Annotated in this window: 15 protein-coding genes; 5 read left to right on the forward strand and 10 right to left on the reverse strand. The window is 62.4% G+C overall.

The annotated features are described in order from the left end of the window. Positions 1 to 57 precede the first annotated feature (57 nt). Positions 58 to 1266 carry a lytic murein transglycosylase gene (locus M3N55_RS11270; RefSeq protein WP_249058966.1) on the forward strand — a complete coding sequence of 403 codons (1209 nt, stop codon included), beginning with the start codon at positions 58 to 60 and terminating at the stop codon, positions 1264 to 1266. Here M3N55_RS11270 and dusA read toward each other — a convergent pair. Beyond that, the gene (gene dusA / locus M3N55_RS11275) at positions 1263 to 2270 is read right to left on the reverse strand and encodes a tRNA dihydrouridine(20/20a) synthase DusA (RefSeq protein WP_249058968.1); all 1008 of its coding nucleotides are present in this window, start codon (positions 2268 to 2270) and stop codon (positions 1263 to 1265) included. The genes M3N55_RS11270 and dusA overlap by 4 nt on opposite strands. Before the next feature lie 115 nt (positions 2271 to 2385). On the opposite strand from dusA, the gene M3N55_RS11280 reads away from it, so the two are divergent. The 4 genes from M3N55_RS11280 to M3N55_RS11295 are packed head-to-tail and all read left to right on the forward strand — an operon-like array spanning position 2386 to position 4765. Beyond that, positions 2386 to 3054 carry a DUF3429 domain-containing protein gene (locus M3N55_RS11280; protein ID WP_346429269.1) on the forward strand — a complete coding sequence of 223 codons (669 nt, stop codon included), beginning with the start codon at positions 2386 to 2388 and terminating at the stop codon, positions 3052 to 3054. A 33-nt stretch (positions 3055 to 3087) separates the two neighbouring features. Next, positions 3088 to 3687: a glutathione S-transferase family protein gene (locus tag M3N55_RS11285; protein WP_249058969.1), complete on the forward strand. Its 600-nt coding sequence runs from the start codon at positions 3088 to 3090 to the stop codon at positions 3685 to 3687. Continuing rightward, positions 3684 to 4145, forward strand: a complete 462-nt coding sequence (rnhA, locus tag M3N55_RS11290) for a ribonuclease HI (RefSeq protein ID WP_249058971.1) — start codon at positions 3684 to 3686, stop codon at positions 4143 to 4145. Before M3N55_RS11285 ends, rnhA begins: the two co-directional genes overlap by 4 nt. Further along, positions 4142 to 4765 (forward strand): trimeric intracellular cation channel family protein, encoded by a 624-nt coding sequence (locus M3N55_RS11295; protein WP_249058974.1) that lies wholly within the window; start codon positions 4142 to 4144, stop codon positions 4763 to 4765. The genes rnhA and M3N55_RS11295 overlap by 4 nt, the downstream gene beginning before the upstream one ends. Before the next feature lie 99 nt (positions 4766 to 4864). On the opposite strand, the gene M3N55_RS11300 is transcribed toward M3N55_RS11295, so the two are convergent. From M3N55_RS11300 to M3N55_RS11340, 9 genes are all read right to left on the reverse strand, one after another. Continuing rightward, positions 4865 to 5221 (reverse strand): Mth938-like domain-containing protein, encoded by a 357-nt coding sequence (locus M3N55_RS11300; RefSeq protein ID WP_249058977.1) that lies wholly within the window; start codon positions 5219 to 5221, stop codon positions 4865 to 4867. Positions 5222 to 5224: 3 nt separating this feature from the next. Beyond that, on the reverse strand, positions 5225 to 6196 hold the full coding sequence (secF, locus tag M3N55_RS11305) for a protein translocase subunit SecF (RefSeq protein WP_249058979.1): 972 nt from the start codon (positions 6194 to 6196) through the stop codon (positions 5225 to 5227). A 9-nt stretch (positions 6197 to 6205) separates the two neighbouring features. Further along, the gene (gene secD, locus M3N55_RS11310; RefSeq protein ID WP_249058981.1) at positions 6206 to 7867 is read right to left on the reverse strand and encodes a protein translocase subunit SecD; all 1662 of its coding nucleotides are present in this window, start codon (positions 7865 to 7867) and stop codon (positions 6206 to 6208) included. A gap of 72 nt (positions 7868 to 7939) precedes the next feature. Continuing rightward, positions 7940 to 8263: a preprotein translocase subunit YajC gene (gene yajC / locus M3N55_RS11315; RefSeq protein ID WP_249058982.1), complete on the reverse strand. Its 324-nt coding sequence runs from the start codon at positions 8261 to 8263 to the stop codon at positions 7940 to 7942. Positions 8264 to 8383: 120 nt separating this feature from the next. After that, entirely contained in the window at positions 8384 to 9151 is a 768-nt protein-coding gene (locus tag M3N55_RS11320; protein ID WP_249058983.1) for a squalene/phytoene synthase family protein, read from the reverse strand. Beyond that, positions 9148 to 9876, reverse strand: a complete 729-nt coding sequence (locus M3N55_RS11325) for a class I SAM-dependent methyltransferase (protein ID WP_249058986.1) — start codon at positions 9874 to 9876, stop codon at positions 9148 to 9150. The genes M3N55_RS11320 and M3N55_RS11325 overlap by 4 nt, the downstream gene beginning before the upstream one ends. Further along, the gene (gene cimA, locus M3N55_RS11330) at positions 9864 to 11492 is read right to left on the reverse strand and encodes a citramalate synthase (RefSeq protein WP_249058989.1); all 1629 of its coding nucleotides are present in this window, start codon (positions 11490 to 11492) and stop codon (positions 9864 to 9866) included. The genes M3N55_RS11325 and cimA overlap by 13 nt, the downstream gene beginning before the upstream one ends. A 295-nt stretch (positions 11493 to 11787) precedes the next feature. Further along, positions 11788 to 13200 carry a cysteine--tRNA ligase gene (gene cysS, locus M3N55_RS11335; protein ID WP_249058991.1) on the reverse strand — a complete coding sequence of 471 codons (1413 nt, stop codon included), beginning with the start codon at positions 13198 to 13200 and terminating at the stop codon, positions 11788 to 11790. A 233-nt stretch (positions 13201 to 13433) separates the two neighbouring features. Then, entirely contained in the window at positions 13434 to 13790 is a 357-nt protein-coding gene (locus M3N55_RS11340; protein WP_249058993.1) for a DUF5368 domain-containing protein, read from the reverse strand. Positions 13791 to 13816 lie beyond the last annotated feature (26 nt).

Genomic DNA, 13816 nt, shown 5'->3' on the forward strand with positions numbered 1-13816 from the left:
CGATCCTTGGTCAATGCGCGATATACCGCTAATCTAGCCCGCAGGTTCGGAGGTGTGATGCGCGCGTTTATTGCTGTTCTTGTGCTGGCCCTGTTGCCCGGCTGTGTGACGGCCAATGTCGAGCGCTCGCTGCGTCCGCAGGCGCGGCCAGAGGCGCCGAGCAGCGGCAGCTTCGCCACATGGCGCGCGGGCTTTGAAGCGCGAGCACAGGCAGAGGGCATTACGCCCGCCACGCTGGCCACCACACGCCCCTATCTGCGCATTTTGCCCGACACGCTGGCGCTGGACCGTCGTCAGTCGGAATTTGGTGCGCGGGTTTGGGACTACATGGACAGCGCCGTGACCGCGCAGCGGATCAGCGCCGGGCGCGCGGCAATGGCGCGGCACGCCAATACGCTGGCCCGCATAGAATCGCGCTTCGGCGTGCCGCCCGAAATTGTCACCGCGATCTGGGGGATCGAAACATCCTACGGGGCCAACCGGGGGCGCTCTCCCATTCTGGCGACATTGGCGACACTGGCCAAAGACGGGCGCCGCGCCGCGTTTTTCGAGGGCGAATTGATCGCCGCCCTGCGCATGGTGCAAATGGGCAAGGTCACGCCCGCGCGGTTTACCGGGTCTTGGGCCGGGGCATTTGGGCATACGCAGTTCATGCCGTCCAGCTACCTGACCTATGCGGTGCCCTTTGCCGGCAATGGCGTGGCCGATGTCTGGGCCGATGACCCATCTGATGCGCTGGCAAGTGCCGCCAATTACCTAGCGCGGCGGGGCTGGACCCGTGGCCAGCCTTGGGCCGTAGAGGTGGCGTTGCCGCAAGGCTTTGACCTTGGCGTCACCGGGCAGCAGCGCAGCGATTGGGGCGCTCTGGGCGTGACACCGGTGCAAGGCACCCTGCCCCGGGCGCCGTTACGGCTTATCCTGCCCGGCGGGGCGCGCGGCCCGGCCTTTCTGGCCACGGGCAATTATGACGTGCTGAAGGAATACAATATTTCCGATGCCTATGTGCTGGCACTTGGGCATTTGTCCGACCGCTTGCGCGGCTTTGGACCTTTGCGCGGGGCATGGCCACGCCAAGACCGGGCGCTGACACTGGCAGAGCGGACCGAACTGCAACGCATCCTGACGGCGCAAGGCCATGACACGGCCGGTATAGACGGGCGGCACGGGCCTGCCACCATTGCGGCGGTGCAGGCGTGGCAACGCGCCAACGGGCTGCCCCCGGATGGCTACATAAATGCCGCGTTGCTCTCCCGCCTGCGGCGTTAGGCGGTCTGAGACACCGCCGCCAGCGCGATGTCCAGCAACTCTGGCCCCGCGCCTGGCTTATGCGCGTTTTCCGACAGAACCCGCCGCCATTGGCGCGCGCCGGGCTGGCCTGCGAACAGCCCCAGCATATGCCGGGTGATCTGTGCCAGGCGCAGACCTTGGCCCATCTGCCGTTCTATATAGGGCTGCATCCGCGCGACGACCTCTGCGCGGTTTTGGGCCGGATCGGGCTGGCCGAAAATGCGACTGTCGGCGCGGCCAAGAATATCCCAAGGCCGATGGTAGGCGGCGCGACCAACCATAACCCCGTCCAGCCCCATGTCCAGAAACCCCGAAGCCGCGTCAAGGTCATCCACCCCGCCATTAACCGAGATGTGCAAATCCGGGAATTCCGCTTTCATGGCTGCAACCAGCGCATAATCCAGCGGCGGAATATCGCGGTTTTCCTTGGGGCTTAGCCCCTGCAACCACGCTTTGCGCGCATGGATCGTGACCCGCCGCACGCCGACCGCGCGAATGGCGCTCAGAAAGCGCGGCAAAACCTCCTCCGGGGTCTGGTCATCCACGCCAATGCGACATTTCACCGTAACCTCGGCCGGGCTTGCGGCACTCATGGCAGCACAAATTTCGGCCACATGCGCCGGGCGTTCCATCAACACCGCGCCAAAACTGCCCGATTGCACCCGGTCCGAGGGGCAGCCGCAATTCAGGTTCACTTCGGTATACCCTGCCTCCCAGCCAAGCCGTGTGGCCTGCGCCAGTTCGGCAGGATCGGACCCGCCAAGCTGCAAGGCCACAGGGTGCTCTTGCGGGTCATGCCCCAACAGGTGCAATGCGCCCCCACGCACCAGCGCGGGTGCCGTGACCATCTCTGTATAAAGCAACGCCTGCGCGCTCATCTGACGGTGGAAAAACCGACAATGTCGATCCGTCCAATCCATCATCGGCGCCACAGACAGACGAGACGCGTGCAAAGCCCGTGTTTTCAGTGCTATATCAGTCATAGGGCGGGCTTCTCATCGGGGGCTGCGCTGGCAGGTCGGCCGATACCCTCAGCAGTGGCCCCAGAACGACCAAATTCGTTCAAACAGGCGCAAGGGTAAGGCCGTTATCTATCGCTTGCAGACCCCTATAAGGTCCACGGGCTGGTTCGTCCACCACGAGTATCTTCGCGATATTGGGCTAAAAGCCGCGCATTGGGGCTTTTGCAAAGACCTGCGCGGCACGGCCCAGATTTCCAGCCGCACACCCTTGCCCTGCCCCCGGCAAAACGCCATCTTTGGGCATAACTTAGCCAGAGGCCAGCATGTCGACCTGTCATTCCACGCTCAAAGCCCGCCCATGATCCCGCGCGCGGCCCTTACACTTGGCCTTGCGGGCCTGTTGCCCTTTGTCTACGGCCTGGCCACGATCCTGTCGCCGGGCTTGGCAGAGGCCACGATCCGCGCTATCGGCCCACGCTTCGCTGGGCAATATGTGCTGATCGCCTATGGAACAGTCATCTTGTGCTTTATGTCGGGTGTGCTCTGGGGCTTTGCCGCACGCGGCGCGGAACAGGCATGGACCGGCTATGCCCTGTCCGTCGCCCCGGCGCTTTGGGCGTTCTTTTTTGTCGGCGGAGGCGCGACGCAAGCACTGGCGGCGCTTTTGACGGGCTTTGTGGTGCTTTTGGTGATCGACCAGCAATTCACACTCTGGGGTCTGACCCCGCGCTGGTGGATGAAACTGCGGCTGATGCTGACATCTGGGGTGGCGCTGTGCCTTGCAGGAGGGCTTTGGCTGGGGTAGCTCTGCGCGGATTACATCGTCGAAAGGTGCGCCATGATCCTGTATAACATGCCCTCCAGCGGCAACAGCTACAAGGTGCGCCTTTTGCTGGGCTTGACGGGTCAAAGCGCCGACTGCGTGGATGTGGAATACGGTGACGTGGCGCTGGAAAAAGCCAAAGCCGCGCTGCCTTTCGGCAAAGCGCCTGTGCTGGTGCTGGACGATGGCACAGCACTGCCCGAATCGAACGCGATCCTGTGGTATCTGGCGCAAGAAACCGCCTATTGGCCCACCACGCCTCTGGAACAGGCACAGACCCTGTCATGGATGTTCTGGGAGCAGAACCAGCACGAAGGCGTCATTGCCGTTCGCGCGGCCTTGCGAACCTATCCGCACCGCGCAGCGCAGGCAACGCCTGAGCGGCTGGAGGAGCTGCTGCGCCAAGGCAATGCTTTGTTGCAGGTCATGGAAAAGCATCTGGCAAACCGTGACTGGCTGGTGGGAAGCGGTCCTTCGATCGCGGATATCTGCCTGTATGCCTACACCCACAGTGCCGGCACACGCGGCGGCTACGATCTGGCCCCCTTCCCGGCTTTGCGGGCATGGCTGGACCGTGTGGCGGCGCTGCCCGGCTATGTCGGACTGACCGCATGACCCGCCTTGTCGCCTATACCGATGGCGCGTGCAGCGGCAATCCCGGACCCGGCGGCTGGGGTGTGCTGATGCGCGCCGAGCGCGACGGCGCGATCCTGAAGCAGCGCGAATTGCAGGGCGGCGAACGCGACACGACCAACAACCGGATGGAGCTGATGGCCGCGATTTCGGCGCTGGAAACGCTGGAACGCTCGGCCGAGATTACCATCGTCACCGACAGCGCCTATGTGAAGAACGGCGTCAGCCAGTGGATTCATGGCTGGAAGCGCAATGGCTGGCGCACCGCCGATAAGAAACCCGTCAAGAATGTCGAATTGTGGCAGCGGCTGGATGCGGCACAAGCGCGCCATACGGTGACATGGGAGTGGGTCAAAGGCCATGCGGGCCACCCGGAAAACGAGCGCGCGGATGAATTGGCGCGCGCCGGTATGGCCCCATTCAAGCCCGGCAAGCCATGACCTTTTTGCAAGGCCTGGACCTGACCGCGGTGTTTATCTTTGGCCTGACCGGCGCTTTGGCGGCAAGCCGGGCGCAATTGGATATTGTGGGTTTTGTCTTTCTGGCCTGCCTGACAGCCGTGGGGGGCGGCACGTTGCGCGATGTTGTCATGGGGCGGGACACCGTGTTCTGGGTCGCCGAACCGTTGATGATTCTTTCTGCAACAGCAGCGGCGGTTTTGGTGTTCTTCACCGCGCATCTGCTGGAATCGCGGCTGCGGGCCTTGGAATGGCTGGATGCGCTGGCGCTGGCCGTTGCGGTGCCCGCAGGCGTCGGGCTGGCGCTGTCAATGAACGCGCCATGGGTTGTGGTCGCGATTATGGGCGTGGCCACAGGCACGTTCGGCGGATTGATGCGCGATGTGGTCTGCAACGAATTGCCGCTGATCCTGAAAAAGGGCGAGCTTTACGCAACCGCCGCCTTGATCGGCGCAGTGGTTGCCCTCACAGGGGTGGCACTGGGCCTGTCTTCCAGCCTTGCGCTGCTTGTCTGCGGCCTAAGCACATTTGCACTGCGCGCCGGGTCGCTGCTGTTCGGGTGGTGCCTGCCGGTTTACCGCAGTCGGCCACCGCGCCACTAGAGCCTGTCGCGCAAAAGTGGTGTCCGGTTTTGCGCAAAAAGGCATGCGACCACAAACGGTTAGAGCATGCCGCGTGAATACGGATGAACGCGACACACTCTAAGTGGCGGGCAAAAGCGCCACCGCCACCCGCCGCTGTTCCGACAAAAGCACGTTATAGGTGCGGCACGCGGCGGGGCTGTCCATCACCTCTGCGCCAATGCCCGCCGCGTCCAGTTCAGCGCGCAAAGCTTTCGGCAAATGCGCGATATGTGGACCGGTGCCCACCAGCAGCACATCGACCCGGCCTGCAAGCGCCAGCAGCGCGGCGCTGTCCTCATATCCGCCCCATGCGTGAACTTCGTCACCATAGATCAGCACAGGCGCGGGATGGGTCTGGCCGCCCAGACGGTAGAAATCGGGACCGTAGCCCTCAATCGGTTTCGCGTTGCCGAACTCGATCTCGGAAAGCTGCATGCCCTAGTTCTCCTTAACTCCGAATTGTGTGCCTGCCGTGTCGCCGGACGCTTTCGACCAGTCGCGCTTGACGTCAAAGCGATACAGCACGACCGATGCCACGAAGACCGAAGAATACGTCCCCACGATAACCCCCCAGATCATGGCAAACACGAACCCCCGGATCACGTCGCCGCCCAGCACGAACAGCGCGATCAATGCCAGCAAAGTGGTGACAGAGGTCATCACCGTGCGGGACAGCGTTTCGTTGATCGACATGTTCAACACCTCGCGCAGCGGGCGTTTCTTGAATTTTATCAGGTTTTCGCGCACCCGGTCGAACACGACCACAGTGTCGTTCAGCGAATACCCCACGATGGTCAGGATTGCCGCGATAATCGCCAGATCGAAGCGGATCTGCAGCACCGCGAATAGGCCGATGGTAAGCACCACATCATGCACCAACGCCGCAACGGCCCCTACGGAAAACTGCCATTCGAACCGCAACCAGACATAAAACAGCACCGCTCCAAGCGCGAGCAGCACGGAAATAACCGCCGATTGCACCAATTCACCAGAGACTTTCGGCCCCACGGAATCGACCGAGGCGAACACCAAAGACGGATCGACCTGTTGCAGCGCCGTGCGGATCGAGGCCAGTTGTTCCGGCGTCTTTGCTTCTTGGCCTGCCTGCGTCTCAATGCGGATCATTGCCACGTTCTGTTCTGGCCCAAAGGATGGGTCGAACACTTCCGTAATAGCCACGTCCCCAAAGCCCAAAGGCTCTACCGCGCCGCGATAGGCACCGATATCGACCGGCTGCACCGCTTCTGTTCGGATAGAGGTGCCGCCCTTGAAGTCGATCCCGAAATTCAGCCCCATGACGAAAAACGCCACAATGGACAGCACCATTGCCAGCACCGAGGCGCCGAACGTGTATCGCCAGAAGCGGAAAAAATCAAGTGTTGTGTCTTGCGGAACAAGTTTCAGGCGCATGGGCTTTCCTTATATCGCAAGAGTTTTGGGGCGACGGCGCTCATAGTAGAGCACCATCATAAGCCGCGTAACCAACAGCGCGGTAAAGACCGAGGTGATGATCCCAAGCCCCAGCGTGACGGCAAAGCCGCGCACCGGGCCGGACCCCATCGCAAACAGAATAAGCGCGGTCAGGAAGGTGGTGATATTGGCGTCCAGAATGGCCGAAAGCGCCTTTTCATAGCCAAGCTCAATCGCGCGCGCCGGCCCTTTGGCCGTGCGCATTTCTTCGCGTATCCGCTCGAAAATCAGCACCGTCGCATCTACCGCCATCCCGATGGTCAACACGATCCCGGCAATCCCCGGCAGCGTCAGCGTGGCCCCGATCAGCGACAATAGTGCAAAGATCATCGCCACGTTCAGCAGCAGCGCGATATTGGCGATCACGCCGAATATGCCGTAGCTTGCGATCATGAACACCAGCACAGCACCCATGGCGACAATCGCGGCAATACGGCCCGCGTCAATACTGTCTTGCCCCAGTTCTGGACCGACCGTGCGTTCCTCCAGAAAATCCATCTCGGCGGGCAGCGCGCCGGACCGTAGCAGAACTGCAAGCTGCGTGGTCTCTTCAACGGTGAAACGTCCGGTGATAATGCCGGAACCGCCCGGAATATGGCTTTGGATGGTCGGGGCCGACACGACCTCTCCGTCCAGCACGATGGCAAAGGGGCTGCCGATATTCTCTGCGGTATAAAGACCAAAGGCGCGCCCGCCCTGCGCGTTGAAGCGGAAGTTCACCGCCGGGCGGTTGTTCTGGTCCATCGCGGCGCTGGCATCGACCAGTTGGTCGCCGGTCACAACGGGGGTTTGTTCCACCTCGTAGAACGTGCCGGGACTGTCCAGTGACGGATAGAGCGCGTTGCGCGGGCCGGGCACTTCAGTCGGATCGGATGTTACACCCACAACCGGATGAAAGGTCAGCCGCGCGGTGGTCCCGATCAGCGATTTCAACTCTTCGGCGGACCCGATGCCGGGCACTTGAATCAGGATGCGATCTTCGCCCTGCCGCTGAATGGTGGGTTCGCGCGTTCCGGCCTCATCGACACGGCGGCGAATAATCTCCAGCGAGGTGCGCATGGTGCGCTCATCGGTGGCCTGCCGCTCTGCGGCGGAAAGCGCGACAACAAGTTCCTCGCCCTCGGTGCGCACTTCCAGATCATTGCCAACGCCAAAGCCGGTCAGACTTTGTGTCGGCTGCGCCAGTTCACGCAGAAAACCCGCCGCTTGGTCAATCACCTCGGGGTTGCCAAGTCGCACGCGCAATTCCCCCGAATCCTGAGAATCCACGCGCCGCACAGCCCCGACAATGTCGCGCTCGTCGCGCAAGCGGTCGCGCACCGTGGGCCAAAGCGCGTCTATGCGGTCGGCATAGACATCGGACACGTTCACCTCTGCCAGCAGATGCGCCCCGCCGCGCAGATCAAGGCCCAGATTGATCAAAAAGGACGGCAGGAAACCGGGCCAAGCCGCAAGATCCTCTTCCGAAAACGCCTCGCCCCGCTCTTGCGCAGTCACGGCATCATTATGCCGCTCGACCTGTGCGTAGAACAGGTTGGGCACAGCGATCAGCAGCGCCAAAGCGCATGTGCCCCAGATGAGGATGCGTTTCCACATCGGAATATGCAGCATAGGTCAGGTGTCCTGTCAGGGGTTTACATGTATCAAGGCACGCGCGCGACGCCGCGCAAGAGGGTGCGGCGATTATTCTTTGGCCGCCGGTTCGGTTTTTGACATTACCGTGGCGATGGTCTGTTTCAGCACCCGCACGCGCACGCCCTCGGCGATCTCGACCTCGACCTCGCCATCTTCCTTGACCTTGGAAATCTTGCCGACAATGCCGCCTTGCGTGACAACCTGATCGCCGCGGCGCAGCGCCTCGACCATTGCGGCATGTTCCTTGACCTTCTTTTGCTGCGGACGGATCAGCAGGAAATACATGATGACGAAGATCAGGACGAATGGGATGATCGAAATCAGGCCACCGGCGGCCCCGGCATCTTGCGCATAAGCGGGTGTGACGAACATGAAAGCTCCTGTCTGGTTACGGCCCGTCGCGCGGGCATGAAAGTAAGGCCCCAAACGGGGCCGGATTTGGCGCGCACACTACTGGCAGGCATGGGGCTTGGCAAGGCGAACTGGACGGCACTACCAGCGCTGTGATAGCCCGCGCAACAGCAGCGTGCCCCGGCGACGAAACTCTGACGTGCCAAGCGCGCCTTTTGCGACGCGCGCAGGGTCTTGGACGGCCTGTTGCAAGATCGGCCCGGCCTGAAACCCCGCCAGAAGCGCGGGCGCGGCGGTTTTGGGAACCGTTCGGCGCGCGCTGCGGGCTTGGGCCAGCGCCTCTTGCCCGGCGCGCGCCATCTGGGTCGTATCAGTGCCGGTGGGAATCGGCGCGCGATTTGCCGCCTGCAAGGCTGGCACGGCTTGCAGCCATTGCGCGATACCGCTGGCGCGCCCCATGGCACGGGTGGCAGCTTCGGCGCTGTCCTGCGCGCCAAGCACGCGCGCGGCCAGCCACATCAAGTTGCCCGCGCTCTGGTCGATATGGGCCAGCCATGCGTTGATGTCAGCAAATGGCGCGCGGTCAATGTGCCAATGGCGCGCGGCAATCATCTGATGGCCCAACTCTACCGGCAAAGCATGGTCGCGCCAAAGGGCGGCCAAAGGGTCGGCCACCTCATGCGCGCGCGGCGGCTTGCCTGTCGAAATATCATCCAGAACATCGGTCCAGAATTGCAGCCGCATCTGCGCAATCATCGGTTCTTGCGTCAGATAAGGCGCGCGGGCAATTTCCAGGTTGAAGGCGTAAAGCACCCACAGCTTTCTGCGCTCTTGTGGCGATGCGGTCAGGCTTGCCGCAAAGCGGTCCGGGTCGGACGCTGCAACCTTATCTTCCAGCGCATCCGTCATTCGGGAGCGACGACCATCAAGGCATAAGCGATCTCTGACGGCGCCGCGCGCCAGCGGGCGATCTCTGCCTCTGCGGTGTCCAGAGCGGCAGCAAGCGCCGGGCTGGCACTGGGGCGCAAGCTGGCGATGCGCCGCTCCATTGGCATATAATAGTTTTCCCAAGCTGCGCCAATTTGCATATTCTCGCCCAGAACCCGGTAGCCTGCCTGGGCGACCCGGTCGCGGATGCCCGCCATATCGGTGATCTGCGGGTATTCCGCCGACCAGAACGCGCGCGCGGCTTGCGACGGGCGCGGCAACATGCACGGTTCCGAAAACGCCACGCGCCCGCCCGTGGCCAAGGCAGGGCGCCACGCCTTGAGCGCTTGGCTGATCCCGATGAAATAGATCGCGCCCGCGCACCAGATCAGGTCATACGGCCCATTAAGCGCAGCCATATCGCCTTGGCGCACCTGCACGCGGTCACCGAAAGGGGCGACCCGCTTTTGCGCGGCCTCCACGAATTGCGCGATCTTGTCCACGGCATCTATCCATGCCTGCGGGCGATCCTTGGCCAGCGTCAGCGTATCGGCCCCCGACCCGCAGCCCGCATCGCAAATGCGCGCTGTGGCGGGCGTTCCCGCCACTGACAGCGCCCAGCCCAGATCGGCAGAGGCCCCCGGCCCTTCGCGTGCCAGATCGGCATAAAGCGTCAGGAAAGCTTCGTCCTCGGTCAGGTCGGACATGGGCGCACTCCATCGCGCAAGAGTTTCCAGGTAACGGCGTCGAGAAGCGCCTCGAAGCTGGCATCGACGATATTGGGCGACACGCCCACGGTGGACCAGCGCCGCCCCTGCCCATCCTCGGAATCGATGATGACACGGGTCACGGCCTCTGTCCCCCCTTGTGTGATGCGGACCTTGAAATCCACCAGCTTCATATCGTCGATCGCGCCCTGATACGGCCCCAGATCCTTGGCCAGAGCTTTCGCCAGCGCGTTGACCGGCCCCCGATCATGGCCTTCGGCATCCATCGATTCCGACACGGACAGCTTTTTCTCATCCCCGATCTTCAAGACCACCACGGCTTCAGACAAGGACACCATCTGGTCATACTTGTTCTTGCGCCGCTCGACGGTCACGCGGTAGCGCTTGACCTCGAAAAACACCGGCACCTGCCCCAAAGCACGGCGCGCCAGCAACTCGAAACTCGCCTGCGCGCTGTCATAGGCATAGCCCGCATCCTCGCGCGTCTTGATATCGTCCAGAATGGCTGGAAGGCGCGTATCATCGCGCGCCACGGCCACCCCCATATCGGCCAGCACCATGCGCAGGTTCGACTGCCCGGCCTGGTTCGACATGGGCACAATGCGCGCATTGCCGACTTGTGCCGGGTCGATATGCTCATAGGTGCTGGGGTCCTTGGCGATGGCGCTGGCGTGCAGCCCGGCCTTATGCGCGAAGGCGGAGGCGCCGACATAAGGCAAGCTGCGCTGCGGCACGCGGTTCAGAATATCATCCAGCTTGCGCGAAATGCGCAACAGACCGCGCACAGCGTCCGGGGTCACGCCCGTCTCGAACCGGTCGGCATAGGCGGGTTTCAGCACCAAGGTCGGGATCAGCGTGGTCAGCGACGCATTGCCGCACCGCTCCCCCAGCCCGTTCAGAGTGCCCTGGATCTGGCGCGCGCCCGCTTCCACGGCGGCCAGCGAGCAGGCCACCGCCTGGCCGGTATCGTCATGGCAATGAATGCCCAAGCGGTCGCCGGGGATGCCACTGGCAATGACCGCTTCGGTAATCGCGCGGATTTCACTGGGCAGCGTGCCGCCATTGGTATCGCACAGCACAATCCAGCGCGCGCCTGCGTCATGGGCGGCGTGGATGGCTTGCAAGGCGTAATCGGGGTTGGCCTTGTAGCCGTCGAAGACATGCTCGGCATCGAAATGCGCCTCGCGGCTTTGCGCCACGCAATGCGCGACAGAGGCGCGGATATTGTCCGTGTTCTCCTCCAGCGAAATGCCTAGCGCATGGGTGACATGGTAGTCATGCGTCTTGCCGACAAGGCAGACCGCTTTCGTGCCCGCATTCAGGACAGCCGCCAGCACGTCGTCATTCTCCGCAGACCGCCCCGCGCGCTTGGTCATGCCAAAGGCGGTGAGGGTGGCTTTGGTCTGGGACGGGCTTGCGAAGAACTCGGAATCGGTCGGGTTCGCGCCGGGCCAGCCGCCTTCGATATAGTCGATGCCAAGCTGGTCGACCATGGCGGCAATCTGGTGCTTTTCAGCGGTCGAAAACTGCACGCCCTGCGTTTGCTGGCCGTCGCGCAGGGTGGTATCGTAGAGGTATAGGCGCTCGCGGGTCATGGGCCCACCGCGCCCCGGGCTTGACCCGGGGCCTTTGGGTTGGCCTGGCAGTTGGCCGCAAGGCCCCGGGTCAAGCCCGGGGCGGGTGTCGCTTTTGTGTCGAGCGGTTTGGATATAGCCCCAAAGCCCGTTTCGCCCTCTCGCGCGACCGCTAGAAATCTATGTTTGCGGGTCGCCTGCGACCCGCTTCGCCCCCGACCCGCCCCGTCGCATCGAAGGTGCGCGCCTTTGGCGCGACGCGGGGGCGAAATCGCCCCCACCCTCGGGCCGGGCGCTACGCTATTGTTTGCGAAGATCATTCGAGGCCCTCCAGTTTGGAGGGGTCGAAATCCGGGCCTGGAACAAGTTCGACACCTGCTTTCGACATTCGGACCTCGACCCCCGCATTGAGCAGCGCGGATTTCATGGTATCGACTTGTGAAAAATCCTTTTTTGTCAACGCATCGTCGCGCAATGTCGCCAGTTTCGAAGTGAGATTGGACAGATCGACAGAAGGAGCATGTGCCCAATTTGGTGTGCTATCGTTCATCAGTCTAAGAAAACGCAAACTCGCGCGCAGTGTTGGAGCATCATCTGCCTGCGAAAGCTGGTGTAATTCGTAGATCGCGGCAGAGGTGTTGAGATCATCTGACAGAGCCTGAACAACCGCAACGTAAGGCTCGGCATTGTCGAGTGCCCGGTCAGCTTGCTTATACCACTTGCGCAGCACCCGCTCCGCCTCCCGCGCCTTCTCCTCCGTCCAATCCATCGGCTTGCGGTAATGCGTCGATAGCATCACAAACCGGATCACCTCGCCCGGCCAGCCCTGCTCCAACAAATCCCGCACCGTAAAGAAATTGCCCAAGCTCTTGGACATTTTCTTGCCCTCGACCTGCACCATTTCATTGTGCAGCCAATAGCGCGCAAAGCCTCCGTCCGGATGCGCGCAGCAGGATTGCGCGATCTCGTTCTCGTGGTGCGGGAATTGCAGGTCGATCCCCCCGCCGTGAATATCAAACGACGCGCCCAACAGCTCATCCGCCATGGCCGAGCATTCGATATGCCACCCCGGACGCCCCCGTCCAATGCTTTTTCCTTCCCAGACCGGCCCGTCCCACCCCGGCTCATCCGCCGCCGAGGGCTTCCACAGCACGAAATCCAACGGGTCGCGCTTGTAGGGCGCCACTTCCACCCGCGCGCCCGCGATCATGTCATCGACCGAGCGGCCCGACAGGCGGCCATAGTCGGGATAAGAGCGCACATCGAACAGCACATGCCCCTCTGCGGCATAGGCATGGCCCTTGGCCACCAGCCCTTCGATCATACCCACCATCTGCCCGATATACTCGGTCGCGCGCGGCTCCATATTGGGCCGCAGCGCGCCCAACGCGTCCATATCGGCGTGATACCAGTCGATCGTCTCATCCGTCAGCGTGCGGATGATGGCGTTCAGGTCGCCCCCGCCCTTCGCCTGCATATCCCGCGCCCGCGCGTTGATCTTGTCATCGACGTCGGTGAAATTGCGCACATAGGTGACGTGATCCGCGCCGTAAACATGGCGTAACAGCCGATACAAAACATCGAACACCACCACGGGCCGCGCATTGCCCAGATGCGCACGGTCATAGACCGTGGGGCCGCAGACATACATCCGCACATTGTCAGGGTCCAAAGGCGTGAACGCCTCTTTCCGGCGGGTGCGGGTGTTGTGAAGCGTAATCTCGGTCATCTAATCCTCTCGGGCGCAGCGCCGTGGCGGGAGGGATCAGATACCAGTAACCACCCGCCAAAGCCGTCAGCGGCAAATGCAGCAGCACAGGGTGATGGTCAAGCAGGTCATGCACGCGACCCTAACGCCGCGCCCCGCCCCTGCCAAGACGAAAACGGCCCGCGCCTGGGAGGAGCGCGGGCCAAAACCACGGGAGCAGCATTGCGGGGAGGCGCGCGCTGCCCGTGATATTCCTAGTTGTCCACTTGCTTGCCGCGCACCAACGATTGCGCAACATAAACAAGAATGGCGAAGCCGACCGCACCCGCGCCGAAAATCCCCAGCAGCAGCAGCGCGTCAATTGGTCCGCCCATGTGTTGCATCCCCGAGCGGGTAATCCACAAAACGAACCACACCGCCGCGATGCCCCCGATGGGCATGGAGAGTTGCGCCAGCAGGAACTTGCGCATCGACATTTCGCGGTCGCGGATCAGCACATAGATGTAACCCACGGTGATCACCGCAGCGACCACGACCATGGCCCAGAACAGACCGGCCCCGAACATTTCCTCAAACACCGCCAGAATGGTGCCAAACGTCATTTCTTCCATGTCTCAATCTCCTTTAGCAGGCTTCA

Origin of the sequence: Roseinatronobacter domitianus (assembly GCF_023336755.1) — a bacterium.
In the GTDB taxonomy this organism is placed as follows: domain Bacteria; phylum Pseudomonadota; class Alphaproteobacteria; order Rhodobacterales; family Rhodobacteraceae; genus Roseinatronobacter; species Roseinatronobacter domitianus.